This window comes from Virgibacillus byunsanensis, from assembly GCF_042675965.1.
GTDB lineage: Bacteria > Bacillota > Bacilli > Bacillales > Amphibacillaceae > Virgibacillus_R > Virgibacillus_R byunsanensis.
This window is the reverse complement of the sequence record NZ_JBHTKJ010000051.1, coordinates 40246-64907: the sequence shown is the minus strand read 5'-3', so window position 1 is coordinate 64907 and position 24662 is coordinate 40246. Positions and strand designations below refer to the sequence as shown.

At 37.2% G+C, this 24662-nt stretch carries 26 protein-coding genes, 2 tRNA genes, 1 other RNA gene, 1 pseudogene and 2 riboswitches; of the genes and pseudogenes, 26 read left to right on the top strand and 4 right to left on the bottom strand.

Going from position 1 to position 24662, the window contains the following annotated elements; translation table 11 throughout:
- Nucleotides 1-419: 419 nt before the first annotated feature.
- The 10 genes from ACFQ3N_RS16270 to ACFQ3N_RS16225 all read left to right on the top strand — a co-directional run bounded on the left by ACFQ3N_RS16270 (nt 420) and on the right by ACFQ3N_RS16225 (nt 9585).
- A complete protein-coding gene (locus ACFQ3N_RS16270; RefSeq protein WP_390363583.1) occupies nt 420-761 on the top strand; it encodes a P-II family nitrogen regulator in 342 nt (113 codons plus the stop codon).
- A gap of 22 nt (nt 762-783) precedes the next feature.
- Nucleotides 784-2157 carry an ammonium transporter gene (locus tag ACFQ3N_RS16265; RefSeq protein ID WP_390363582.1) on the top strand — a complete coding sequence of 458 codons (1374 nt, stop codon included), beginning with the start codon at nt 784-786 and terminating at the stop codon, nt 2155-2157.
- Between the two features lie 93 nt (nt 2158-2250).
- Nucleotides 2251-2354: riboswitch (SAM riboswitch) on the top strand.
- Nucleotides 2355-2435: 81 nt separating this feature from the next.
- Nucleotides 2436-2539: riboswitch (SAM riboswitch) on the top strand.
- A 171-nt stretch (nt 2540-2710) separates the two neighbouring features.
- A complete protein-coding gene (locus tag ACFQ3N_RS16260; protein ID WP_390363581.1) occupies nt 2711-3742 on the top strand; it encodes a methionine ABC transporter ATP-binding protein in 1032 nt (343 codons plus the stop codon).
- Complete coding sequence (locus ACFQ3N_RS16255) at nt 3732-4382, top strand: methionine ABC transporter permease (RefSeq protein WP_390363580.1); 651 nt, start codon at nt 3732-3734, stop codon at nt 4380-4382. The genes ACFQ3N_RS16260 and ACFQ3N_RS16255 overlap by 11 nt, the downstream gene beginning before the upstream one ends.
- A gap of 13 nt (nt 4383-4395) precedes the next feature.
- Entirely contained in the window at nt 4396-5208 is an 813-nt protein-coding gene (locus tag ACFQ3N_RS16250) for a MetQ/NlpA family ABC transporter substrate-binding protein (protein ID WP_390363579.1), read from the top strand.
- 18 nt (nt 5209-5226) lie between these two features.
- Entirely contained in the window at nt 5227-6435 is a 1209-nt protein-coding gene (locus ACFQ3N_RS16245; protein ID WP_390363578.1) for a M20 family metallopeptidase, read from the top strand.
- Nucleotides 6436-6642: 207 nt separating this feature from the next.
- Nucleotides 6643-6735: transfer RNA gene (locus tag ACFQ3N_RS16240), tRNA-Ser, on the top strand.
- 567 nt (nt 6736-7302) lie between these two features.
- Nucleotides 7303-8115, top strand: a complete 813-nt coding sequence (gene proC / locus ACFQ3N_RS16235; RefSeq protein ID WP_390363577.1) for a pyrroline-5-carboxylate reductase — start codon at nt 7303-7305, stop codon at nt 8113-8115.
- A 297-nt stretch (nt 8116-8412) separates the two neighbouring features.
- Nucleotides 8413-9132, top strand: coding sequence for a Crp/Fnr family transcriptional regulator (locus tag ACFQ3N_RS16230; protein ID WP_390363576.1), 720 nt, complete (start codon nt 8413-8415; stop codon nt 9130-9132).
- 30 nt (nt 9133-9162) lie between these two features.
- A complete protein-coding gene (locus ACFQ3N_RS16225; protein WP_390363575.1) occupies nt 9163-9585 on the top strand; it encodes a hypothetical protein in 423 nt (140 codons plus the stop codon).
- Between the two features lie 47 nt (nt 9586-9632).
- On the opposite strand, the gene ACFQ3N_RS16220 is transcribed toward ACFQ3N_RS16225, so the two are convergent.
- Complete coding sequence (locus ACFQ3N_RS16220) at nt 9633-10316, bottom strand: deoxynucleoside kinase (RefSeq protein WP_390363574.1); 684 nt, start codon at nt 10314-10316, stop codon at nt 9633-9635.
- 26 nt (nt 10317-10342) lie between these two features.
- Entirely contained in the window at nt 10343-10990 is a 648-nt protein-coding gene (locus ACFQ3N_RS16215) for a deoxynucleoside kinase (RefSeq protein WP_390363573.1), read from the bottom strand.
- 140 nt (nt 10991-11130) lie between these two features.
- Between ACFQ3N_RS16215 and ACFQ3N_RS16210 the strand changes: the two genes are divergently transcribed.
- The 3 genes and pseudogenes from ACFQ3N_RS16210 to ACFQ3N_RS16200 all read left to right on the top strand — a co-directional run bounded on the left by ACFQ3N_RS16210 (nt 11131) and on the right by ACFQ3N_RS16200 (nt 13755).
- Nucleotides 11131-11203: transfer RNA gene (locus ACFQ3N_RS16210), tRNA-Arg, on the top strand.
- Nucleotides 11204-11468: 265 nt separating this feature from the next.
- Nucleotides 11469-13184, top strand: coding sequence for an acetate--CoA ligase (gene acsA, locus ACFQ3N_RS16205; protein WP_390363572.1), 1716 nt, complete (start codon nt 11469-11471; stop codon nt 13182-13184).
- A 98-nt stretch (nt 13185-13282) separates the two neighbouring features.
- A pseudogene (locus tag ACFQ3N_RS16200) lies at nt 13283-13755 on the top strand (DJ-1/PfpI family protein).
- A gap of 44 nt (nt 13756-13799) precedes the next feature.
- Here ACFQ3N_RS16200 and ACFQ3N_RS16195 read toward each other — a convergent pair.
- Both ACFQ3N_RS16195 and ACFQ3N_RS16190 read right to left on the bottom strand, forming a co-directional pair.
- On the bottom strand, nt 13800-15089 hold the full coding sequence (locus tag ACFQ3N_RS16195; RefSeq protein WP_390363571.1) for a LysM peptidoglycan-binding domain-containing protein: 1290 nt from the start codon (nt 15087-15089) through the stop codon (nt 13800-13802).
- A gap of 70 nt (nt 15090-15159) precedes the next feature.
- Nucleotides 15160-15693 (bottom strand): isochorismatase family cysteine hydrolase, encoded by a 534-nt coding sequence (locus ACFQ3N_RS16190; protein ID WP_390363570.1) that lies wholly within the window; start codon nt 15691-15693, stop codon nt 15160-15162.
- 78 nt (nt 15694-15771) lie between these two features.
- Here ACFQ3N_RS16190 and tadA point away from each other — a divergent pair, with 78 nt between their 5' ends.
- The 13 genes from tadA (at nt 15772) to ACFQ3N_RS16125 (ending at nt 24646) form a co-directional block, all read left to right on the top strand.
- A complete protein-coding gene (gene tadA, locus ACFQ3N_RS16185) occupies nt 15772-16233 on the top strand; it encodes a tRNA adenosine(34) deaminase TadA (protein ID WP_390363569.1) in 462 nt (153 codons plus the stop codon).
- 65 nt (nt 16234-16298) lie between these two features.
- Nucleotides 16299-16564: signal recognition particle sRNA large type (ffs, locus tag ACFQ3N_RS16180), an RNA gene on the top strand.
- A gap of 185 nt (nt 16565-16749) precedes the next feature.
- The gene (gene dnaX, locus ACFQ3N_RS16175; protein ID WP_390363568.1) at nt 16750-18441 is read left to right on the top strand and encodes a DNA polymerase III subunit gamma/tau; all 1692 of its coding nucleotides are present in this window, start codon (nt 16750-16752) and stop codon (nt 18439-18441) included.
- A gap of 29 nt (nt 18442-18470) precedes the next feature.
- Nucleotides 18471-18791 carry a YbaB/EbfC family nucleoid-associated protein gene (locus ACFQ3N_RS16170; protein ID WP_390363567.1) on the top strand — a complete coding sequence of 107 codons (321 nt, stop codon included), beginning with the start codon at nt 18471-18473 and terminating at the stop codon, nt 18789-18791.
- A 12-nt stretch (nt 18792-18803) separates the two neighbouring features.
- Complete coding sequence (gene recR / locus ACFQ3N_RS16165) at nt 18804-19400, top strand: recombination mediator RecR (protein WP_390363566.1); 597 nt, start codon at nt 18804-18806, stop codon at nt 19398-19400.
- A gap of 15 nt (nt 19401-19415) precedes the next feature.
- A complete protein-coding gene (locus tag ACFQ3N_RS16160) occupies nt 19416-19634 on the top strand; it encodes a YaaL family protein (RefSeq protein WP_390363565.1) in 219 nt (72 codons plus the stop codon).
- Nucleotides 19635-19698: 64 nt separating this feature from the next.
- Nucleotides 19699-19962 (top strand): pro-sigmaK processing inhibitor BofA family protein, encoded by a 264-nt coding sequence (locus tag ACFQ3N_RS16155; protein WP_390363564.1) that lies wholly within the window; start codon nt 19699-19701, stop codon nt 19960-19962.
- Between the two features lie 80 nt (nt 19963-20042).
- Nucleotides 20043-20720, top strand: a complete 678-nt coding sequence (locus ACFQ3N_RS16150; RefSeq protein ID WP_390363563.1) for a hypothetical protein — start codon at nt 20043-20045, stop codon at nt 20718-20720.
- A gap of 140 nt (nt 20721-20860) precedes the next feature.
- Entirely contained in the window at nt 20861-21052 is a 192-nt protein-coding gene (locus tag ACFQ3N_RS16145; RefSeq protein ID WP_390363562.1) for a sigma factor G inhibitor Gin, read from the top strand.
- Between the two features lie 688 nt (nt 21053-21740).
- Complete coding sequence (locus ACFQ3N_RS16140; protein ID WP_390363561.1) at nt 21741-23168, top strand: aminotransferase class I/II-fold pyridoxal phosphate-dependent enzyme; 1428 nt, start codon at nt 21741-21743, stop codon at nt 23166-23168.
- A 12-nt stretch (nt 23169-23180) separates the two neighbouring features.
- Nucleotides 23181-23810 (top strand): dTMP kinase, encoded by a 630-nt coding sequence (gene tmk / locus ACFQ3N_RS16135; protein ID WP_390363560.1) that lies wholly within the window; start codon nt 23181-23183, stop codon nt 23808-23810.
- A 24-nt stretch (nt 23811-23834) separates the two neighbouring features.
- Nucleotides 23835-24164 carry a cyclic-di-AMP receptor gene (locus tag ACFQ3N_RS16130; RefSeq protein ID WP_390363559.1) on the top strand — a complete coding sequence of 110 codons (330 nt, stop codon included), beginning with the start codon at nt 23835-23837 and terminating at the stop codon, nt 24162-24164.
- 41 nt (nt 24165-24205) lie between these two features.
- Complete coding sequence (locus ACFQ3N_RS16125) at nt 24206-24646, top strand: YaaR family protein (RefSeq protein ID WP_390363558.1); 441 nt, start codon at nt 24206-24208, stop codon at nt 24644-24646.
- The last annotated feature ends 16 nt before the right edge of the window (nt 24647-24662 follow it).

Sequence of the window (24662 nt, the reverse complement as noted above, 5' to 3'; positions counted from 1 at the left end):
AGGGGGGCGGGACACAATCCTTGAGGAAAGGTCCCCTCCTACTTGACCCATTAAGGCTTGGCGATAATTCAAGTTTTCTAACTTAGATAATTATAAAATTAGGCCTGTGGATAATTTATTGACTGTGGAAGCCTCGTCCAACTCCAGCGCCCGTGCTGTTAGTGCGATTCAGCATTAGGAAGGCCGACTAAAAGCGGGCTCTTGGCCCATCATCGGCATACCCCTAAAAATTTAATTTGTATAGACTCGACTCCAGTGTTTACCACGTTTGGGATCGCATGTTAAATAAATAAAATAGTGTAAACGCTTTCGTTTAAATATTCTAAATATTAGCTTGATTTTTAAATGATAAACAGGTATGATATAAAACATAACATTATATGTTACATAACTTAACATATCGAAAGGGGGATTGAATGATGAAAAAAGTTGAAGCTATTATTCGTCCAGAAAAGTTTCAAACACTACGGGATAAGCTTTCCTCCATTGGAATTGGAGGTTTAACTGTAACGGAAGCGGCGGGTACTGGAAAACAAAAAGGACAGACAGGAGTTTTTCGAGGGACCAAATTCCAAATTCAATTACATTCTAAAATCAAAGTCGAAATGGTTATAGAAGAAGAAAAAAAGGATGAAATCGTCCAATTAATTATCGATAGTTGTAGCACGGGAAATGTTGGCGATGGAAAGATATTTATCTCTCCTGTAGAAGAGGTTGTTCGCATTCGTACTGGCGAACGAGGAGAAAGTGCAGTTATTTAAATTCTGTTAAGGAGGAAAATGGATGTTCAAAAAAAGCGCATTTTTATTATTGCTTTTCCTATTAATTGCTTCACCTGTATATGCTGCTGCACCAACAACAGAATCTGTTCAACTATCGGTTGATCTGGTATGGGTTATGATTGCAGCCTTTCTAGTATTTTTTATGCATGCAGGATTTGCTATGGTTGAGTCAGGATTTACAAGAGCGAAAAACGCTCTTAATATTTTAATGAAAAACTTTATTACGATCAGTTCTGCTGCTCTATTATTTTTTCTAGTAGGATATGGGATCATGTTTGGAACTTCAGCGGGATCCTTAATTGGAGCAGATGGATTTTTTCTTAGTGGAGTAGAAGATATTAGCTTCTTTGTATTCCAGGCGATGTTTGTTGCAACTTGTGCTACAATTATATCTGGTGCAGTTGCAGAGAGAATAAAACTTGGAAGCTATGTATTAATTGTAGTCGCAATGACTGCCGTAATCTATCCAGTAGTTGGACACTGGATATGGCAAGGAGATGGTTGGTTGAGCAGTTTGGGATTCAGTGACTTTGCTGGTTCCACTGTTGTTCATTTGACTGGTGCTGCAGCTGCATTAACAGTTGTATTATTTTTAGGGCCACGTATTGGAAAATATACTGGTAAAAAAGTTAATGTCATTCCCGGCCACAATGTGCCAATTGGTGCACTAGGTGTGTTCATACTTTGGTTAGGCTGGTTCGGTTTCAATGGTGGCAGTACACTAGCAGCTGATCCTAGCCTTGTACCTATGGTAATAGGTACAACACTACTATCTACATCAGCAGCATTGGTATCATCTGCTCTATATACCAAATTAAGATTTAAAAGAGTTGATGCATCATTATCTCTTAACGGGGTATTAGCAGGACTAGTTGGTATTACAGCAGGTTGTGCAGAAATATCTTTAGGTGGATCTATTCTAGTAGGATTAGTGTCTGGTATATTACTTGTGGAAGGGATCCGTTTCCTTGATACTAAATTAAGAATTGATGATCCAGTAGGCGCTATCACAGTACACGGAATTTGTGGTATTTGGGGAACGTTGGCAATAGGATTGTTTTCCACTTCAACTGGACTATTCTACGGTCAAGGACTTTCACAGCTAGGTATCCAGCTAATAGGTGTTCTAGCAGTTGTAGCATGGACCATGGTTACGCTCGGAGCTTTCACGTATGTTATTTCACGCTTTTCTCCTATCCGTGTATCGGAAGAAGAAGAAATTGCAGGTCTGGACTTTGCAGAACATGGATCGAATGCCTATGAACTAAAAGAAATTGTTTTGACAAATGAGACCTCAACAGAAGCCGGAACTAGATTAGCACTAGCAGATCGTTTAAATAATTTAACCAGCAGTAAGGAAAAAGTTTCTTCGTAAAATTTTTTTGATTAGTAATGTTGCAAAAAACAATTGACAAATAACCTTAAGGGTAGTATTGTAATTATCATATTAAATTTAATACTTGTTTACTTCTTATTTAGAGAGGTGGAGGGATTTGGCCCTTTGAAACCTCGGCAGCGGACTTTTATAAAGTACTGTGCTACATCCAACAAGCTTAGCTTGAAAAATAAGAAGAGAGAGCGATTTTATATGCAAATCTCTTCTTATAGTTTATAAGGAGGGATTTTTTAGCGTATATAAAAATTTTATAAAACTTCTTATCTAGAGAGGTAGAGGGACTGGCCCTACGAAACCTCGGCAGCGGACTTTGTATAAGTACCGTGCCAATTCCAGCAAACATTTGTTTGAAAGATAAGAAGAGACTTCACTTGATATTTATGTCTCTTCTTATCTAAGAAGGGGCATTTTTAATTTTTTAGTAGATAGGAAAGTATAAAACTTTCTTATCTACATAAGTGCAACTAAAGCTTTCGCCATTAAGGCTTGGCGATAAGCCAAGTTTTCTAAATAAGAAATAGGGAGTGTTCACGTGATTACATTTAATAACATTACGAAGTTTTACAAAACCGGTGATCAAGAAGTAAAAGCATTAGATGGTATTAACCTACATATTGAAAAAGGTGAAATATATGGTGTTATCGGATTTAGTGGCGCTGGTAAAAGCTCGTTAATTCGCTGTACAAACTTACTTGAACGACCAACTTCGGGTGAGTTAACAGTGAATGATCAAGATTTGTTGGGGCTTTCCCCAAAAGAATTACGGGAAGCAAAACGGAATATTGGTATGATATTTCAGCATTTTAATTTGTTAAATTCAAAAACGGTTTATACGAATGTAGCTATGCCATTATTATTAACGAATACCCCTAAAGAACAAGTGAAGAAGAGAGTTCATGACTTGCTTGAATTTGTTGGTCTAGAGGATAAGGCAGATAATTATCCTGATCAATTGTCAGGTGGACAAAAGCAGCGGGTGGGAATCGCACGTGCATTGGCAACAAAGCCTTCCATTCTTTTATGTGATGAAGCAACATCAGCACTTGATCCGCAGACAACAAGTTCGATTTTAAAGCTTTTGAAAAAAATTAACCAAGAGTACAATATTACTATTTTAATAATCACCCATGAAATGGGAGTTATCCGCGAGATATGCGATAAAGTGGCAGTACTTGATCGCGGGAAAGTGATTGAATCTGGTTCCGTTTTTGATGTGTTTTCTCATCCGAAAACGGAAATTGCGCATAACTTTGTGAGTACAGTAATGCAAGATCAGATACCTGATTCAGTTTATAAACTAATTCATACGCAGGTGGAAAAAAACAGAATTTACAGGATAGTGTTTGTTGGTGAATCTACAGGAGCACCATTACTTTCCCAAATAGCTAAGCGCTTTGAGGTCGAAGTAAATGTCCTATTTGGAAGTATAACAGAGCTACAAGGTACGCCATTTGGGAATTTAGTAGTTCAATTTAATGGTGACCTTAAAGAGATAGATCGTGTAGTTATGCATATTCATCAACAAAATGTAACCGTAAGGGAAGTGTTAGAAGATGTTAGTTGATTGGGATCAAATTATTGAAGCGTTGTGGGAAACCATTGCGATGGTATGTTTCTCGTTGTTATTTGCAGTCATTATCGGATTACCTTTAGGAATATTGCTTGTAGTTACAAGAAAGGGGCATTTATGGGAAAATAGGATCCTTTTTAATGTACTTAACGCCATTGTAAATATATTTCGATCCATTCCGTTTATTATCTTAATGGTTGCTGTTATTCCGTTTACACGGCTTATTGTAGGTACATCAATTGGAACTGCAGCCGCAATCGTACCAATGGTTCTGTTTGCTGGTCCTTATATAGCAAGACTAATTGAAAACTCTTTACTAGAAGTAGATCCTGGTGTAATGGAAGCAGCACAGGCTATGGGGGCAACGCCGAAGCAAATTGTTGTGCGGTTCCTTATTCCAGAAGCACTAAGTTCTTTATTGTTAGGAATAACTATTGCGACCATAGGATTAGTTGGTGCCTCTGCAATGGCTGGAGCTATTGGTGGAGGAGGACTGGGTGACTTGGCTATTACGTTTGGATATCAGCAATTTGATACGACTGTCATGTTCCTAACAGTAGGTATCCTTGTGATAATGGTTCAAGGCTTGCAATCTACTGGAAATAATTTATCAAAAAAAATAAGAAGACGATAGGAGAGAATTCAACATGAAAAAAATTGGATTATTAGTATTATTTATCACTACTTTAACATTAATTAGCGCTTGCTCAAGTAATGATTCTGTAAAAATAGGTGTTAGTGGTTCAGATACTAGGGTATGGGACTTTGTTTCAGAGAAAGCAGAAGAAGAAGAGGGTATAGAAATTGAAATTGTTCGTTTTTCTGACTATGTACAACCTAATCTTGCGTTAGACGAAGGAGAAATTGATGCAAATGCATTTCAAACTGTTTCTTACTTTGATGCTTTTGTAGAAGAACATGATTTAGATTTAGTTCCAATTGCCACAACAGTAATCGCTCCAATGGGGTTATACTCTGAAAAGCATGACTCGGTAGAAGATATCCCTGAGGGAGGTACAATTGCTTTGGCTAAAGAAGCAACTAATATGGGGCGTGGCCTATTGTTATTACAAGAAGCAGGTTTAATTAAACTTGAAGAAGGTTTTGATGGAAGTGGTTCTGTAGATAAAATTGTCGAAAATCCAAAAGACCTTAATTTTGAATTAATTGTAGCTGCTCAAACACCTCGTGTTATGCCAGATGTGGATGCTTCCATTATTAATAATGGTATTGCAGTAGATGCTGGTCTTAACCCGTTAGGTGATTCTATTTTCCATGAAGATGAAACAGCTACTCCATATATTAATATTATTGCCACACAAGAAACAGATAAAGATGATGAAGTATTAAACAAAATTGGAGAAATTTATCAATCTGAGGAAGTTAAACAATTTATTGAAGATGAATTTAACGGAAACCAAATTCCAACATTTGTACCGTTAAGTGATATCGGACATTAAAAAGGGAGGTGATTGATTATGACAGTAGTACTAAGTAATTTAGAACAAATTAAAAGTAGTCTGTTAAACAATATCGATGAAAATAAGGATCTTTATCTAAAAACAAGCCATGATATCCATGAAAACCCTGAAATTGGAAATCAAGAATTTTTCGCTTCAAACGTATTAACAACTATTCTGCATAATGAAGGATTTGAAGTAGAAAAAGGTGTTGCTGGCCACGAAACTGCATTTTTGGCTAGAAAAAAGGGAAAGAAAGCTGGGTTAACGATTGGCTTCTTAGCAGAATACGATGCATTGCCACAAATCGGTCATGCGTGTGGCCATAATATTATTGGGACAACAAGTGTTGCTGCCGCTATAGCCTTAAGTAAAGTGATTGATGAAGTAGGTGGTGAGCTCGTCGTACTTGGAACACCTGCAGAGGAAGGCGGACCAAACGGAAGTGCAAAAGGTAGCTTCGTAAAAGCGGGATTAGTTAGTGATATTGATGCTGCAATTATGCTTCATCCAGGTAATGAAACACGCCTTACAGGACCTACTTTGGGTGTTGACCCACTTGATTTTGAGTTTTTTGGAAAAACGGCTCATGCATCAGCTAACCCAGAGGAAGGGATCAATGCATTAGATAGCGTAATTCAACTGTTTAATGGTATTAATGCTTTGCGTCAACATTTACCCTCGGATGTAAGGATTCACGGAATCATAACGGATGGTGGAGATGCTCCGAACGTTGTACCAGAATATGCAAAAGCGAGATTTTTCATTCGCGCAGAAACAAGGACAGTCTTAGATAACGTTTCGACAAAAGTAAAAGCTATTGCTGAAGGAGCTGGACTCGCTACTGGTGCAAAAGTGAAAATTAGTGCCTTTCAAAATGAAGTAGATAACTTCATTATTAATGACCGTTTCGATTCGGTATTTAAAGATGTAATCGAAGGGTTAGGAGAAACAGTTACTACAGAACAAAGGAAAGGGAAAGGATCTACTGATGGTGGAAATATAAGCCAGGTTGTTCCTATGATTCATCCATTTATAAAGATTGGATCTCATGACTTAGTTGGACATACTGTAGAATTCAGAGATGCAGCTAAATCGGAAATGGGTGATCGGGCACTTGTTCTAGGGGCAAAAGCAATCGCACTGACTGTTTTGGAATTGTTAACCGATCGAGCTGTATATAACGAGATTTACCAGGAGTTTCTTACGAAAAGGGAAAAAAATTAAGATGATAAAAAAGGAGATTCTATTCTCCTTTTTTGGCAGATAAGAAAGTATAAAATTTTCTTATCCACATAAGTGCAACTAGGTCATTCGCCATATAGGCTTGGCGAATGACAAGTTTTCTTATCATTATAAAAGTTAAATATAAAAAATTAAATAATTTAATTGACATGTAAATAGGATTATTGTATATTAGTACATGTCGCACACGGAGGTATACCCAAGTCTGGCTGAAGGGATCGGTCTTGAAAACCGACAGGCGGGTCAAACCGCGCGGGGGTTCGAATCCCTCTACCTCCTCCATTTATACAATTAGCGCATAAAATTTGGAGATATTTTAAAACCGTTACAATAGTAGCGGTTTTATTTTAGTGTAGGAAGTTATAAAATCAGAAGCCTGTAGATAATTTACGGACTGGTGCCTAGCTCCAGCGCCTAGACCTTCGAGATATAAGCAGTTCGACTCCGTTTGGAAAGGACATCCACACGATGCGATCTGCTTATGCTTGTCGTGTCTTTCAAGGCGCTTCTAGATTTTGCTTCATACTTGACATCAGGTATAAAAATGCATATAGTACAATATAATATAAAAAATATAATGAACGAGGAACAGGCTAGTAGCGAATTGGTTGCCTGAAAGAGAGTGGAATTCATCGGCTGGAAGATTCCATCGTGTGTAACAATCGTGAACCTACCTGGGAGTTGTTAGCTAATACCTAACCGCAATATATTGCGTTATCAAAATAAAGTGGGCACAAGCCAAATTAGGTGGTACCGCGGATATAAAACCTTATTCCGTCCTTTGTAATAGGACGGAGTAGGGTTTTTTGTTTTTATTAATAATATATATTAGAAGGAGGAGAAACTGTTTTGGAAAAAATATCATTTATTGGAGCAGGTTCTATGGCAGAAGCCATTATATCAGGAATTGTTAAAAATGGTTTATTAACAAAGGAGAGAATCTTTGTAACGAACAAAAATAACCAAGAACGATTAGAAAACCTAAAAGAGTGCTACGATGTACAATGTATACATGATAAGCAGCATGTTATAGATGGAGCGGAAATGATCATATTGTCCATGAAACCATATGATTTAGAAGCTGCTATCAATTCGATTAAGGATCATGTTCGCCCTCATCAACTCGTTGTTTCAGTTGTTGCAGGGATATCAACTGATTATATAGTTGAGCAAATTGGCGAAAACATACCGGTAGTTCGGGTAATGCCTAACACTTCAGCTGCTGTAGGACAGTCAGCCACAGCCATTTCGAAAGGAAAGAACGCAACCGAAGAACAAGTTAAACAAGTAAAAGCTTTATTTGAAACAATTGGTACCACCACAGTTGTAGAAGAAACGGATATGCACACGGTCACTGGTATATCCGGAAGCGGTCCAGCTTATGTTTATTATTTTGTGGAGGCAATGGAAAGAGCAGCAATAGAAGCCGGGTTGGATAGAGAAGTTGCAAAAGCATTAATCACACAAACCATTATTGGTGCTGGTGAAATGCTGTCAAATTCAGGTGAGTCTGCGGAAACATTACGCAAAAATATTACAAGCCCAGCTGGTACGACACAAGCAGGTCTTGAGACATTAGAAAGGTTTGATTTTCAAAAAATCGTAATGGAGTGTGTGAAAAGTGCCCGTGAACGCTCCAAGGAGTTAGGAGAATCGAAATAAAGTAAATGCAATCACAGCTGAATGCTAGGGAAAAGGATAAATATCAGGGAAAACCCTGATATTTTTTTGTAGATAGGAAAGTATAAAATTTGCTTATCTACATAAGCGCAACTAAGGCTTTCACCATTAAGGATCGGTGATAAGCCAGGTTTTCTAATGAGGAAAATTATAAGGAGAAAAATAAAAACGAATAAATAAGGTGATTTACATCACAGAATAGGGGAATCTCCTAATTCCGTAAAATGGTAATATTTTATATGATTATATCAAGGAATTAAAATTAGAGGAGAGATTAGTATGGAGCTTGCTTTAGAACAAGAAACGTTTACCGGCGGAAATACAGATCAATTTACAAAAGAGTGGTTTAGAAAAGTTAAAGGATTGATGAACGAGTGTGTATACCCTACTGGAACAAACGTGTTTTTAGAAGGGGACTTAGCAGATAAAATGTATTATGTGAAAAGCGGATCTATTAAATTAACAAAAACCACCGACGATGGGAAGGATCTATGTCTTTATTACTATAAGACCGGGGATATGTTTGGTGAATATAACTATTCAGATGAAAAAATGAGTACATTTACTGCTGAAGTCATCCAAAATGCAACAATTGGAGTAATAGAGCAACGTGATTTGGAAGTATTAATGTGGCGTCACAGCAATTTAGCTATCGAATTTTCAAAATGGTTGGGGTATATGCAGCAATTTACACAGATGAAATTACGGGATCTTATGTTTCACGGAAAAAATGGAGCACTTGCATCGACACTAATTCGAATTGCTAATACGTATGGTGTGCAGGGTAAAAAAGGAATATCTTTTGTTGAAAAATTCACCAATGCAGAACTTGCTAGCTTAATTGGAGCGACACGGGAAACAGTAAATCGTATGCTTGGCCAGTTAAAGAAAGACAAAATTATTGATTATAATCACGGACGTATTCTCATTCTTGATCTTGATGCATTAAAAGCAATTTGCCATTGTGAAGAATGCCCGCTTGGAATTTGTCGTCTTTAGTAACGATTATGAATTTGTGGAGGAATGATCATGTATTTCGATTTGAATTTAGTGTTAGCTATATTTTTACTATTTGGTGTTGCTATATTTTTAATGGGACTTATATGGCAATATGAAGATAGAAGTCATTATAGTACGTCAAATGCCATACATCACCTAAATAAGGTATGTCTAGTTAGTGCTGTTGCGACAGTTTCTACAGGTATTCTTATACTTTTAACAGCAGGTAATATTGTCGCTGGTTTCCCCATTGCGGTTATGATTAAATCTCATATGGTAAGTCTATCTTTATTCTTAGTTATTTGTCCTTTTACAAAGTACATTAAAGATATGAGCGTTCCCTTTTATTTGGCAAAACGTTCTGTTCAACTCATCCGGTTCCTGTTCTCACACCTATTTCAATGGATATATGAAGCCTTTTTATTCATATTTAAGCTTCAATTCGTACGTTAAGGTATATAAAAATAAGTGACCCAAATGCTTTTGGGACACCCATCGTATTACTTGATAAGTTTTCTTGATTTCCAGCGGCGGGATTGTTGTATAAAATGACCAATTTTTTCTAAAATCGGCTCTACTGAATCTTCATTTTGCATGAGATCATAATCAGAAATGTTGATTCGTAAAATAGGGCATGCATTGAAATTATTGATCCAATTTTCATAACGATTATACATTTCTTCCCAATAGGAAATGGGTGTATTTTTTTCCATTTCACGTCCACGTAGTTGAATCCGTTCTAACACTTCATCGAACGTACCTTCGAGGTAAATGAGTAGATCTGGATGTGGAAAATATGGTGTCATAACCATGGCTTCAAAAAGGTTATTATACGTTTCATAATCTGTCTTGGACATCGTACCATTTTCATAATGCATCTTTGCAAAAATCCCCGTATCTTCGTATATAGATCGGTCTTGAATAAAACCACCACCATATTCGAAAATTTTCTTTTGCTCCTTAAAACGTTCTGCTAGGAAATAGATTTGTAAATGAAAGCTCCAACGTTCAAAGTCATTATAAAAATTTCCTAAGTACGGGTTTGTCTCAACCTTCTCATAGGATGTTTTAAACTTTAAAGCATTTGCTAATGCTTTTGTCATCGTTGATTTCCCTACTCCAACAGTTCCAGCTATTGTAATAATACTATCGTTTGGAATGAGATGTTTTTCTCTAAGATTCATTCTATCTGTTCCCCTTTATAAACTAATTAGTTCTTCGCTACGGTTTTATGGTTGTTTAAATGTAAATCTACTTGATTAATGATATAATCCAAATTATCTTGGTGTTTTACAAAATCCATTTCATCTCCATTTATGCGAATTACAGGTATTTCTGGATGCAATTTCTCAAATTCATTCATGTAATCCTCATAATCCTGAGCAAGTTGTGCAAGATAGGAAGCCTTTATGTTTTGCTCAATTTCCCTACCACGCAGGCGAATTCGTTTTAATATCGTATCAAGGCTTGCATGTAAGTAGATCATCATATTGGGAACAGGCATATCTTTTGTTAATATATGGTAGATCTGCTCGTATTTTTCAAATTTATCAGCTTGTAAAGTACGCTTTGCGAAAATCATATTTTTCGATATATGGTAATCAGCAACTACTGCCTTATTTTCAAGTAAGTATTTTTGCTCAATATCTTCTAGTTGTTTGAAACGATTACATAAAAAAAACATTTCCGTTTGAAAACTCCACTCATCTATATCATCGTAAAATTTACCAAGAAACGGATTTTCTTCCACGATTTCTTTTAACAAATGAAAATCAAAATGGACAGAAAGTTTTTTTGCAAGCGATGTTTTTCCAATACCAATCGGTCCTTCTATTGCAATAAACGGAACCTCCGCCATCAACTTCCCCTCCTAATCACCTTAATTTTTTTCGACAGATGTGTCTTATTTTATCACATTAAATCGACCAATTCCATGTTAAAAAAACTCTTCCTTTTCATTATGGTCAGTATTTTGTATAATAGATATTGTCTGATTTTGCCCCCGTAGCTCAGGGGATAGAGCATCGGTTTCCTAAACCGTGTGTCGCAGGTTCGAATCCTGCCGGGGGCATAACACAAAAGAGCAAGGACTATATAAAATGTAGTCCTTGCTCTTTTTTTGTATATAAAACATAGGATTTTTAGAAAGAGTCAAGAAATAATTTTCACTACCTAAGTGTGAAGTACTTTAAAATTGTCACAGAATGTTCTAAAATAGAAATAAGTTACCGAAATGTTTAAATGATTGTTAATAGCATGTTTTTTAAGATTACAAAATAACCTTCTTAGTAGGGGTATTTGTAATCGGTTTCAAAATTTTAGGATGAGGTGATAGGATGGATATGCAGCGCATACCGGCAAGAGATGGTAATCACAATCTACAAGACTATAAGAAAATGCGCGAGAATTTTTCGTGGAATGATGTAAAAAATAATTTTAGCTGGAACGAAACTGGTAAAGTAAATATTGCCCATGAAGCAATTGATCGCCACGCTGAGGATCCAAGTAAAAAAGATAAAGTAGCTTTATTGTATTCTTCCCCAGGTCGTGAAGAGAAAGTTACGTTTGAACAACTTAGTAAGGAAAGTAATAAATTCGCAAACGTATTGAAAAAGTATCATGTAAATAAGGGAGATCGTGTCTTTTTATTCATGCCGAGAAGCCCTGAGTTTTATGCTGCTTTTTTTGGCATATTAAAAACAGGAGCTATTGCAGGACCGCTATTCGAAGCTTTTATGGAGCAAGCTATTCGCGACCGCTTGCAGGATAGTGAAGCGAAAATGTTGATCACAACACCTGAACTTTTAGGTAGAGTTCCACAAGAGGACTTACCTGATCTAGAAAAAATTGTTCTTGTTGGAGACAATAGTGAGGATTCTGACAAATACATTGATTTTAAAAAAGAAATGAACGATGCAACAACTGACTTTGATATCGAATGGGTAGATTTAGAGGATGGTATGCTCATTCATTACACATCTGGTTCTACTGGTAAACCAAAAGGTGTTTATCATGTACACAATGCAATGATTCAGCACTATGCTACTGCTGAGTGGGTAATCGATATGAAACAAGATGATGTGTATTGGTGTACTGCTGATCCTGGCTGGGTTACAGGTACAAGTTATGGTATTTTTGCTCCATGGTTACATGGGGTTACCAATGTGATCCGTGGAGGTCGTTTTACACCAGACGATTGGTATGGTACGTTGGATAAATTTAATGTAACAGTTTGGTATACAGCACCTACCGCATTACGTAAACTAGTAAGTGCGGGTGAGGACACGGTTAAAAAACATGATCTGACATCGTTGCGTCATATTATGAGTGTAGGGGAGCCATTAAATCCAGAAGTTATAACTTGGGGCTTGAAAGCATTTGATCTTCGTATCCATGATACATGGTGGATGACAGAAACAGGTGCAATGCTTATTGTAAATATTCCTTCAGAGGAAATTCGACCTGGTTCAATGGGGAAACCAATTCCTGGTATTGAAGCATCCATCGTTGATAACGAAGGGAACGAATTACCACCTAATCAAATGGGGAATCTAGCAATAAAAGAAGGTTGGCCTGCGATGATGCGTAAGGTTTGGAATAATCCAAGTAAATTTGAAAGCTATTTCATTAACGGTTGGTATGTTTCTGGTGATAGTGCGTATCGTGATGAAGATGGCTACTTCTGGTTTCAGGGTCGTTTAGATGATGTTATTAATACATCTGGTGAACGTGTTGGTCCGTTTGAAGTTGAAAGTAAACTGATCGAACATCCTGCTGTTGCCGAGGCTGGTGTAATTGGGAAGCCAGATCCAGAGCGTGGTGAAATCATAAAAGCGTTTATCACCTTAAATGATGGTTATGAAAATTCTGATGAGTTGCTTGCTGATATACGGAAGTTTGTTAAAACTGGTTTAAGTGGGCATGCAGCACCTCGCGAGATTGAAGTGAAAGATACCATTCCTAAAACGCGTAGTGGTAAAATTATGCGTCGCTTGTTGAAATCATGGGAACTCGGATTGCCGACGGGCGATACGTCCACGTTAGAAGAATAAATAATAAAGGGAGCCTATACTGGCTCCCTTTTTCTATGTTTAATTTCAATACGGGTAGAACCATTTATGTATCAACTTCCAAAAGGAGTGGATTACAAATGAGTAAAAAAATAGCAACCGTTTTAACCAATATGTTCGAGGATAAAGAGTATACAGAACCAGTCAAAGCATTTAGGGATGCTGGACATGAAGTAGTAACCATTGAAAAAGAAAAAGAGAAAGTAGTATCTGGTAAAAATAAGGAAGCATCAGTAACAATAGATGAAGGAATTGATGACGTAAATCCAATTCAATTTGATGTATTGTTTATCCCGGGTGGATTTTCACCAGATCAATTACGTGCAGACGATCGTTTTGTGAAATTTGCCACGGTCCGCAGCTACTAATTACTGCTAAATCGTTAGAAGGACATATGGTGACTGGATTTAAGTCCATTCAGGTAGACAAGGAATATACTGGTGCGAAAGTAAAAGACGAAAAGGTAGTCGTTTTTGGCAATCAGTTAGTTACTAGCCGTCAACCAGATGATATTCCAGCGTTTAATCGCGAGTCGCTGAAGTTATTAAAATAGACGTTTAACCCCCTACGCATGAAGTTGCGCGTAGGGGGTTATTATTAATCTAATTTTGTGATCGTAAAGTTATCCTGCAGGAGGAGCCAGTTTTGCGGGAATGCTAGCCCTAGTTTCCAGTAGCTTATACCTCGTAACCCTAATTCTTTGATCATACCAAATTTCGCCTGGATTGACCTTGCATCCTCAAACCAAACCTCGTGGTCATTTCCGTCTGCATCTGTATACGTATAAAATGGAGCTTGTGCTTCAACATCATATTCAATTTCTACATTTTGCTCTCGTGCTCTTGCGATTGCTTGTTGTGGGCTGATTGCCTCTGCAGGTTCGCCACCTTCGACAAACGGTAGCGTCCAATCATAACCGTATAAATTTTGACCTAATAAAATTTTCTCAGCAGGCATTTCCGTTAATGCATAATTGACAACTTTGCGGACTTCATCAATTGGGGATACTGCTCTCGCCGGTCCTCCGCTATATCCCCATTCATATGTCATTAGTACGACAAAATCAACAATCTCACCATGTACTGCATAATCATGAGCTTCATACCATTCACCAGTTTGTTCTGCACTCGTTTTTGGTGCTAGAGCGGTTGACATTAGTAATCCTGCCTGTGACAGACGATCTTTTGCTTTTAGTAAAAATGTCCTATACGCTTCTCTATCATCAGGTGGTAGAAATTCAAAATCAAAATGAACATCTGAAAACCCAACCTCATTTGCGGTATTGATAATACTATCTAATAACGTGTTTTGTACTGCTTGAACGGTTAAAATGATATGACCTAATTCAGCGCTGAAGGCTCCTTCTTCCAAGTTTGTTACGACAAGCATTAATGCGACATTGTTCTCTTCAGCTATTTGTTTGAAATTATCCAGTGGTGGGGGTGCTAAACTTCCGTCTCGATTAACCATATAACTGAACGGTGCCAGATATGTTAAGTACGGTGCATTCTTATTTGCGGAATTTATGAGTGTTTGGGATACGGTGTCTCCTGTTGGCTCGATGTATGCATTACTCGTAATTTCTCTTTTCGGTTGTTCTGGAATGTATAAACGGGCTCCAACTGAAAGTACTGCATCTACAGATATGTTATTGATTTGTGCTAATTCTTGATAAGACATGCCAAACCGTTGTGCGATTGAATATAAACTATCACCCGGTTGAACAAAATAGAATTGACCAACAATAGGTATAACAAGCGCTTGGCCAACAACCAGATTATTAGGGGCATCAAGTTCATTAGCTTCGGTGATTGAGTTTGGAGATGTATTGTACGTGTTAGCAATAGAGGTTATCGTCTCCCCTTGACTTACAACATGATATTGCAAAAAAACTCCCTCCTTTAAGCAAATAAATACTACTTACACTTTATGAAGAGAGTTTTCCAGATATACCTTTTTAGATTGGATCGAGCTTCGCTTTCATGACTGAATGCATTAAAGATAGCGCGTACTCATTACTTTCTTTTTCCTCTGAAACCATACAATTTTTTGGAATATGCATGTTATATTGATACATATAAGCGTCTTTTGCAGAAAACAAAATACAGATATCCCCTGCAATTCCAGCCATAAGCAGTGTGGTTATCTCCAATTCAACTAATAATGATTGTAATGGTGTTTGAAAAAATGCAGAATGCTGTGGTTTAATAAAGAAATAATCCTCTTTATCAGGTTTGAGTTTATCAATAATCTCTTGATTGGATTCGTTTTTACAATAATTAATGATTTTATCAAAGTCTGCTTGCCACATTCCATAATGATCATTAAGATAGATTAAAGGTATATCATTTTTTTTGCCATAGTCTTTCAGTTTTTTTAAGTTGGGTAAGATATCCTTGGTGTTTTTCAGTAACTTATCACCGCCGATAAAGTCAAAGTCGTTAATAATATCAACAAAAATTATAGCAGCGTTTTTATGTGTGGAATTCATCTATTCGCTCCTTTTGTTTATTTATTAGTAGTGTTCCGCGTTTGGCAAAAAATAAAACTTCTTGAAAGCTGTGATAAAATGATGGATGAAATGTACATGAGAGAAGCAATGAATCAAGCTTTAAAAGCACAAGCAATCGGAGAAGTCCCTATTGGTGCTGTAATTGTTTTTAAAGATCGTGTAATTGCTACTGGATATAATGTTCGAGAAACGGAACAAACAACGTTGTCTCATGCAGAGTTAATTGCAATTGAAGAAGCGAATGAAAATATAGGAAGCTGGCGCTTGGAAGACTGTACGTTGTATGTGACGCTTGAACCATGTCCCATGTGTGCAGGAGCAATTGTTCAATCACGGATCAAGCGAGTTGTTTATGGTGCAACTGATCCTAAAGCAGGCTGTGCTGGTACACTTATGAACCTGTTGAATGATGAACGGTTTAATCATCAGGTGGATGTTGAAAAAGGAATCCTAAAAGAAGAATGCTCAAAATTGTTATCCAACTTTTTCAGAGAACTGCGAAATAAGAAAAAGCAGTAAACTTCCAAATACTCTCATCGATTTCGTATTGCATTTTTACTGGATAATCGTTATAATAAATCATGTCGTGCTAAGCGGGGAGGTAGCGGTGCCCTGTACTCGCAATCCGCTATAGCGAGGTTGAATCCCCATTTTAGGTGAGCCGATTTTAGGGTCTGCCTTAAGGGATTGGTGTTGACGCTCAGGTCCTGCGCAACAGAGACCCATGAATTCTGTCAGATCCGGAAGGAAGCAGCAGTAAGTGGTTATCTCCGTGTGCCGCGGGGAAGCCTAGGCCGAGCCATGAACTTGAGTAACGCTTAGGGTCGACTCATCAACGATGGGTGCACGGCTTACATATTTTATAAAGGCTGTATCAAAAGTCAATCTGACTATTGATACAGCTTTTTGTCTTATTATGAAGTGATTAGACTTTATGTGGTTATTAAATTTATATGTGGAATCGTTCGTTAAGGTTCACATTTACCCCTAAATTCGAGTATAATTAGGGTGATATTGAAAAGGGGAACGAATGTTATGAGCTATCAGGCACTCTATCGCGTCTGGCGTCCGAGGAACTTTCAGGACGTTGTTGGACAAACACATATCACACGTACGTTGCAAAATGCGATTTCACAAGAAAAATTTTCTCATGCGTACTTATTTTCTGGCCCACGGGGTACGGGAAAGACAAGTGCTGCTAAAATATTTGCAAAAACTATTAATTGTGAACACGCACCTGTAAAAGAACCATGTAATGAGTGTTCTGCTTGTCTTGGCATTCAGGATGGTTCCATTTCGGATGTCATTGAAATTGATGCTGCATCAAACACAAGTGTCGATGATATTCGTGAAATTCGCGATAAAGTTAAATATGCGGCAAGCTCTGTTCCTTATAAAGTGTACATTATTGATGAGGTACATATGATTTCTGTAAATGCATTTAATGCCTTACTGAAAACATTGGAAGAGCCTCCAAAACACGTTGTTTTTATTTTAGCAACAACAGAGGCACATAAAATTCCGTTAACGATTATTTCCAGATGCCAACGCTTTGACTTTAAACCAATTTCTAATCAAGCTATTGTAGAGCGTATGAAATCAATTGTTGATGCAGAAAACATCACTGTTTCATCAGATGCACTTGAAACAGTTGCTTTAGCAGCTGAAGGTGGAATGCGTGATGCATTAAGTATTTTAGATCAGGCGATTTCTTATAGTGAAGAAAGTGTCGAATTAGAAGATGTTCTCGCCGTTACTGGTGGTGTTTCCCAGCAAACGCTAACAAATATTATAGAAGCGATGTATAATAAGGATGCCCATCATGCATTAAAGTTGTTGGATGAACTCATTCAGACTGGAAAAGACCCAGGACGCTTTGTCTTTGATCTCATATACTTCCTGCGTGATTTATTGTTATTTAAAAGCGCACCATCATTAGAAGGTATTCTGGAGCGTGCGAGGATTGATGACCATTTTAAAAAACTCGCAGAAACAGCACAAATGGATTGGATTCAAGATGCGATTATGCAACTTAATCAATGTCAGCAGGAGATTAAATGGACAAATAGCCCTAAGGTATTTATTGAAGTTACGTTGTTAAGTCTTACAAATAAACAACAACAAGAACAAACCAGTGTTGCTGGTACAGTTGATCATAATGAGCTATCTAAATTAGCAACTAAATTAGAAAAGCTTGAGAAAGAATTACAAGCAGTTAAAAATGCACCAAGTCAACCAAGTAATTCTGCTCCAGCAAAGGAAACTAGGCGAACGCAGCCCAGGCCAACGAAAAATGGCTATAAGATTCCATATGAAAAGATACGACACGTACTAACTGAGGCATCTAAGCCTAATTTGAAGAATGTACAATCACAATGGGCGACATTTTTAAATAACTTGAAGAATACACATGCACCTGCACATGCAACGATCCAAGATAGTAAGCCGGTAGCATCATCTGATAAAGCTTTAATTGTATCGTTTAAATATGAAATCCACTGTTCATTATTTTTAGATAACCGAGAAACAGTGGAATCGGTATTATCGAATTCTGTTGATAAACCATTGACCATCATTCCTATTCCTGAGAATAACTGGCAGGAATTGCGTAATGAATATATAAATAAGCAAGAACAAAGCGAAACCAAACAAGAAGATAAGGAAGACCCATTAGTTGAAGAAGCTAGAAAACTTGTTGGTGATGATTTGTTGGAAATTCACGACTAACTATATAAAATTTTGAGGAGGCGATTTCCATGAAAGGTGGAAATATGGGTAACATGATGAAACAAATGCAAAAAATGCAAAAGAAAATGGCACAGGCACAAGAAGAGCTGCAGGAAATGAGCTTTGAAGCATCTGCAGGAGGCGGAATGGTTACAGTTAGTGCAAACGGCAAAAAAGAAATTACTGACGTTCAAATAAAAGAAGAGGTCGTTGACCCTGATGATGTTGAAATGCTACAGGATCTTATTCTTGCAGCTACAAATGATGTATTAAAACAAATTGAAGATAAAACAAATGAAACTATGGGACAATTCACGAAAGGGTTAAATATGCCTGGTGGAATGTTCTAGGAGGCATACCGAATGTATTATCCAGAACCGATTTCCAAACTGATTGACAGTTTTACAAAATTGCCAGGGATCGGACCCAAAACGGCAGTCCGTCTGGCTTTTTTTGTTCTTAATATGCAGGATGATGATGTATTAGGGTTTGCAAATGCCTTAGTAAATGCTAAAAGAGAACTTACACACTGCACGACTTGTGGACATATTACAGATCAAGATCCATGCTCCATTTGTCAGGACGAATCAAGAGATCAGTCGATCATTTGTGTGGTGCAGGATCCAAAAGACGTTATCGCAATGGAAAAGATGAAAGAATATCATGGGAAATATCATGTATTACATGGAGCCATTTCACCGATGGATGGAATAGGTCCAGAAGATATTAATGTTCCTGATTTAATTAATCGATTAAAGGATGAAGATGTGAACGAGTTAATTCTTGCTACAAATCCAAACATCGAAGGGGAAGCAACAGCCATGTATATATCTCGTCTTGTTAAACCATCAGGTATTAAAACAACACGGATTGCTCATGGATTACCAGTTGGTGGAGATTTAGAATATGCAGATGAAGTAACGCTATCCAAAGCATTAGAGGGTAGAAGAGATTTGTAAGGATTAGGTGAGGGCATGGCTAGAAAAATTAGAAAACGCGATGTAGATGTACAATTACTAGATTCTATCTTTATAATAGATCGAGAATGGAAACAAATACAATCGCTTTTAGAAAAAAGTGTGGAACCTACTGAAAGTGGTATTGCTAAAGAGGAAATATCACGAGCGAACTATTTATTTCTATTACGTGAAGCACGGCGAAGAAATATCAGTGCAATACGATATAGAGTTTAAGTTCTTTTTTCATGTTTCCTTTCATATGTACTAGTAAGGGGACAAGGAAAAGGAGTTGATAGGCTTGAGTTCTACACTGGTTATTACAATCATGGTAACATTAATCGTGTTACTTCTATTTGTTGGCGCTCCAATCAAGCCAATGCGTTTTCTCGGACAAACTACGATAAAACTAGGGATAGGAATTTTATTTTTATTTTTCTTTAATGTATTTGGTGGAGCAATAGGGTTGCATATTCCAATTAACCTGTTCACAACAGTCGTTTCAGGCTTTCTGGGATTGTTTGGAGTAGCTTCACTTGCAGCGATTCATTTATTTGTCATATAACAACAAGTGCATAATTAAGGTAAAATTGCATGTGAAGTCTATTAGAATTCACATGCAATTTTTTTCTTTAGAGGGTACTAATGAAAAAAACGAGATTGATGTTGTTGCTGTTAATGGCTGTAGTGGTAATCGCTGTAGGAGGCTTTATTATTTATTTTAATTACGGGAAACCATGGGAGTATTTCACTTATAAAGATCAGTTTGAAACGACCCTGGAAGAGAAGTATGATAGGGACTTTGTTATTAAGAAAACAAGATATGATATGAATCATGGGTCAACCTATTACGCATATGCATATGAAAAAAACCATAAGGATATTGAGTTTTATATCGGTCAAAACCCTAGAACTAATAAAATAGAAGATTCTTTTCATAGTGCGACATGGAGATACCAGGCCAGACAAGAATTGAATTCTGTCATTGAAGAAATATATCCTGATAGACAGAACTATTCTGTCGAGACGATTTTGGAGCAGGACCCTTCTGTTACAGAAGATGGAACCATATTTAACTACAAGGATGTAACAAGCGTGGAGGCGGGTATTTCCATGCGTGAAACAAAGATCACAGATCATAATAAAGATAAAGAGCTGCAAAGAGTTTTTCAATTATTGGAATCGATTAGAGAAAAAGGCGTAACATTTCACAGCTTTGGCATTAGTTTTGAAAATAAAACGATGCAACTAGAAACTAACGAAATAGAATCTGTACAAGATTATAACGATTTGGACATAAATCTGGTTAACTACCGAAAATAATAAGAAGTTAAATTGAGAAAAGTGTAAACATACAGGCTAACAACACATATAGTTAAAAATAAGAAAGATTCCTTGTTTCAAAGATTTTTATGTATAGATTTCGTTAGATTAGGAGATACTAAGCTAACGGAGGTGGGGAAATGAAACCTATACAAGTAAGCGAGCGCTGCGGTATATGTGAAGAAGAGAAGGAAAGAGGAATTCATCTTTATAAACTATTTATCTGCTGTGAATGTGAACGCAACATGATTCACACAGAACCAAGGGAAGAAAAATACCACTATTATCTACAAAAATTAAAAAATATGAATCAACCAACATTATATTCATAAATTGATATGAGTCTTTGCAGTTTTACATGCAAGGACTTTTTTTGTACGCTTAATTAAATAAATGCTGGCTTTTTTCGCACAGTTTATTGCTATTGATATAAATTGCTACATAATAGATATAAACTGCGAAGTAACTTGATGTGACGGTTAACCTACCGCTACGGAAATACACTTCGCTTTCACTGCGCAGTGTCTTACCCGTGGGCGGCTGATGAGCCTCTGCTCCCACAGGATAAGGAAAGCTACATAGCTAGACATCGCACGCAGAAAATCGGTTTGTATTTTCAAGGAGTCTACGTGTATTTCCTCCGCTGTTATTTCCGTTACTGTCGTGGGACTGTATTAGTATTAATAGAACCCCTTACCAGTCAGGGAGAGCGGAGGGCGGTGACTCCTGCGGGAACAGCACGTGTCTGAAGACACCGCTTAGATGCGCCTGCGTCTTCTAGTAACGCTTCGAAGTATGCTTCCTCAGCGCAAGGGAACGAAGAAGATGATTCAAGTAGTACCCTGGCTGAGACCGTGCCCGCGGAAAGCATCCGCCCGTAGCGATCCCAGACGGCGGCAATAGCACGCGTTCTTAGAAATAAGCCTAAAGTTACGTCGCATTCTATATCAACTGTTGAATAGTTGTAGAGCAACAATCTTTAAGAAAACAGCCTAAATAAAAAAAGAGGACGTAATAACAATGAAATATGATCAACAAACCATGCCACTGTTTGAGAAGCTTAAACAATTTAGAACGAGTGAACCAATATCATTCCATGTGCCTGGTCATAAAAACGGAACTGTATGGCCAGGAAACGCACTATCATTTTACAACTCCATACTTCCCTTTGATGTGACGGAGCTTACCGGTATGGATGATTTGCACGCTCCACATAGTGTTATTGGCGAAGCAGAATTACTAGCTGCTGATTTTTTCAACGTAGATCATACTTTTTTTATGATTGGGGGCAGTACCATTGGTAATTTGGCGATGATCTTAGCAACTTGCCAACCAGGGGAGAAAATAATTGTACAACGTAATTGTCATAAATCAGTTTTAAATGGCCTTGAATTAAGTGGAGCAAAGCCTATATTTATTGCTCCTGAATATGAAAGTCGAATGGATCGATATACAGCGCCTAGTTTTCAAACATTAGCATACGCACTTGATGCACATCCTGATGCAAAGGCGGTTATATTAACCTATCCGGATTATTTTGGTAAAACATTTTCAATAAAACAAATGGTTAAGTATGCACATGAATGTAACACACCTGTACTTGTTGATGAGGCACATGGTGTTCATTTTTCATTGGGTACACCTTTTCCAACTTCTGCAATAGAGCATGGGGCAGATGTGGTAGTTCAGTCTGCGCATAAAATGGCACCTGCGATGACGATGACAGCTTATTTACATCTTAATTCTACTCGTATCCCCGCTACTCGTATCGCACATTTTTTACAAATGCTTCAGTCAAGCAGTCCTTCTTATCCGTTAATGGCATCACTGGATATTGCCAGATCTTTTTTAGCAAATATGAATCCCGAACAAGTGGATGAAGTTCTAACTAGTACTAAACAATTTCGTCAGCTTATGCAAGAAAGTGATTTATGGAGGGTTATTCCAATGGAAGAAAATGATGATCCATTAAAACTAACGATACATATCAATCAGGGATTATCTGGGGAAGATGTAGCAAAAATGTTTGAGCAGGAAGGAATATATCCAGAGCTAACCACACACAATCAAGTACTATTTATTCATGGACTAGCTCCATTTAAACAATTTTCTAAAGTTAAACAAGCACTAAAAAGAATAAATGAAAGATTAAAAATGGAGCCTAATCATGCTACAATAGATATAACAAAGCTTTTTACAAAGCCTATACAAGAACTTGTATTTTCCTATCAAGAGATGCAACAACGAAAAACAAAACAAGTCAAATTAAACAACGCAAAAGGACATGTAGCAGCTGAAGCAATCATCCCTTACCCCCCAGGTATTCCAATTGTTCTAAAAGGGGAACGGATTACAGCTATACATATAGAGTTGTTGGAACACTTACTAGGACATGGTGTACAGGTCCAACATCGTAATATAAATAATGGAATTAGCGTTTTTCAATAAGGAGATAAAGCTGTGAGTGGATACTTTATAACATTTGAAGGTGGAGAAGGTGCTGGTAAAACATCGATTCTTCATTCTCTTCAAGATAAAATTGCCAACTTGGGTTATGATGTTGTAACAACACGTGAGCCTGGAGGCATTGAAATAGCAGAGAAAATACGTAACATTATTCTGGATCCAACTCATACCACAATGGATGGGCGAACCGAAGCATTACTATATGCTGCAGCACGCAGACAGCATTTAGTAGAAAAAGTACTACCAGCATTGGAAAATGGGAATATAGTATTATGTGACCGTTTTATTGATAGTAGTCTTGCGTATCAGGGACACGCTAGAGGACTCGGGATGGACGAAGTATTTTCGGTTAATCAATTTGCAATTCAGGAATGTATGCCAGACTTAACATTATTTTTTGATATTGAGCCAAAAAAGGGATTACAGCGTATAGCCGCGAATAAAGATAGAGAAAGAAATCGTTTAGATTTAGAAAATATTCATTTTCATGAGAAAGTATACGAAGCATATCAGCAACTTGTTAAGAAATTTCCTGCACGCATTAAAACCATTGATGCAGATCAAAAGCTTGAAAAGGTTGAAACGGATTCACTTGAAAAGATTACGTCATATCTAAAAAAATAATTTATGGTAAAGGAGGTAAAGTTCATGAAGTTAATCATTGCTGTTGTTCAAGATAAAGATTCTAATCGCCTGACTGATGCTTTAGGAGATGAAAATTTTAAAACGACAAAGCTTGCAACAACTGGTGGTTTCTTAAAAGAAGGTAACACAACGCTTATGATTGGTTGTGAGGATCAATATGTTGATGAAGCCTTAGATATCATTCGGGACAACTGCTCGCAACGCGAACAAATGGTAGCTCCAATTTCACCGATGGGTGGGAATGCCGATTCTTATATTCCAAAGCCTGTTAAGGTAGAAGTAGGTGGCGCAACAGTATTTATTTTGCCAATCGAATCGTTTTTCCAATTTTAACCAAGATAGTTTTTTAAAATATGAAAGAAGGGGCTGAACGTATGAAAATTAATCAAGAGATGCGATCACAGGTAGAAGCGACAACAAATAACCAACGTTCAACAGTTGGTGGAAATCCTTCTTTTAATGCAATGGTTCAGTCCCAAACTGCACAATTGAAGCAAGAAGAGCTTAAGAAGTTAATGAAAGATATTACACTACAAGGTGACAAGCTTGCGCGATTTCGTTCGTTTCGTGACCTTGTAAAATTTAAACGAATGGTAAAAGGTTTTTTACAGGAAACCGTTTATAATGGCTTAGACCTTCAAAAAACACATAGCTTTAGCATAGATGGGCAAAATCGAAAACTTGCTATAGTGAAAGAAGTAGATGAAAAATTACTTGAACTAACAGAAGAAATTATGAATCAGGAAAAAAAGACAGTAGACATTCTTGGTCTTATTGGTGAGATAAAGGGTCTGCTGGTTAATTTATATACTTAACTGTACAGAAAGGTAC

Coding starts and splice junctions, on each gene's coding strand:
- ACFQ3N_RS16245 (WP_390363578.1), top strand. CDS start 5,227: ATGACAGTAGTACTAAGTAATTTAGAACAAATTAAAAGTAGTCTGTTA.
- tadA (WP_390363569.1), top strand. CDS start 15,772: ATGATGGATGAAATGTACATGAGAGAAGCAATGAATCAAGCTTTAAAA.
- ACFQ3N_RS16255 (WP_390363580.1), top strand. CDS start 3,732: ATGTTAGTTGATTGGGATCAAATTATTGAAGCGTTGTGGGAAACCATT.
- ACFQ3N_RS16230 (WP_390363576.1), top strand. CDS start 8,413: ATGGAGCTTGCTTTAGAACAAGAAACGTTTACCGGCGGAAATACAGAT.
- ACFQ3N_RS16130 (WP_390363559.1), top strand. CDS start 23,835: ATGAAGTTAATCATTGCTGTTGTTCAAGATAAAGATTCTAATCGCCTG.
- ACFQ3N_RS16150 (WP_390363563.1), top strand. CDS start 20,043: ATGAAAAAAACGAGATTGATGTTGTTGCTGTTAATGGCTGTAGTGGTA.
- ACFQ3N_RS16145 (WP_390363562.1), top strand. CDS start 20,861: ATGAAACCTATACAAGTAAGCGAGCGCTGCGGTATATGTGAAGAAGAG.
- ACFQ3N_RS16160 (WP_390363565.1), top strand. CDS start 19,416: ATGGCTAGAAAAATTAGAAAACGCGATGTAGATGTACAATTACTAGAT.
- ACFQ3N_RS16270 (WP_390363583.1), top strand. CDS start 420: ATGAAAAAAGTTGAAGCTATTATTCGTCCAGAAAAGTTTCAAACACTA.
- acsA (WP_390363572.1), top strand. CDS start 11,469: ATGGATATGCAGCGCATACCGGCAAGAGATGGTAATCACAATCTACAA.
- ACFQ3N_RS16170 (WP_390363567.1), top strand. CDS start 18,471: ATGAAAGGTGGAAATATGGGTAACATGATGAAACAAATGCAAAAAATG.
- ACFQ3N_RS16215 (WP_390363573.1), bottom strand. CDS start 10,990: ATGGCGGAGGTTCCGTTTATTGCAATAGAAGGACCGATTGGTATTGGA.
- ACFQ3N_RS16250 (WP_390363579.1), top strand. CDS start 4,396: ATGAAAAAAATTGGATTATTAGTATTATTTATCACTACTTTAACATTA.
- recR (WP_390363566.1), top strand. CDS start 18,804: ATGTATTATCCAGAACCGATTTCCAAACTGATTGACAGTTTTACAAAA.
- ACFQ3N_RS16140 (WP_390363561.1), top strand. CDS start 21,741: ATGAAATATGATCAACAAACCATGCCACTGTTTGAGAAGCTTAAACAA.
- ACFQ3N_RS16125 (WP_390363558.1), top strand. CDS start 24,206: ATGAAAATTAATCAAGAGATGCGATCACAGGTAGAAGCGACAACAAAT.
- ACFQ3N_RS16220 (WP_390363574.1), bottom strand. CDS start 10,316: ATGAATCTTAGAGAAAAACATCTCATTCCAAACGATAGTATTATTACA.
- dnaX (WP_390363568.1), top strand. CDS start 16,750: ATGAGCTATCAGGCACTCTATCGCGTCTGGCGTCCGAGGAACTTTCAG.
- ACFQ3N_RS16225 (WP_390363575.1), top strand. CDS start 9,163: ATGTATTTCGATTTGAATTTAGTGTTAGCTATATTTTTACTATTTGGT.
- ACFQ3N_RS16265 (WP_390363582.1), top strand. CDS start 784: ATGTTCAAAAAAAGCGCATTTTTATTATTGCTTTTCCTATTAATTGCT.
- ACFQ3N_RS16190 (WP_390363570.1), bottom strand. CDS start 15,693: ATGAATTCCACACATAAAAACGCTGCTATAATTTTTGTTGATATTATT.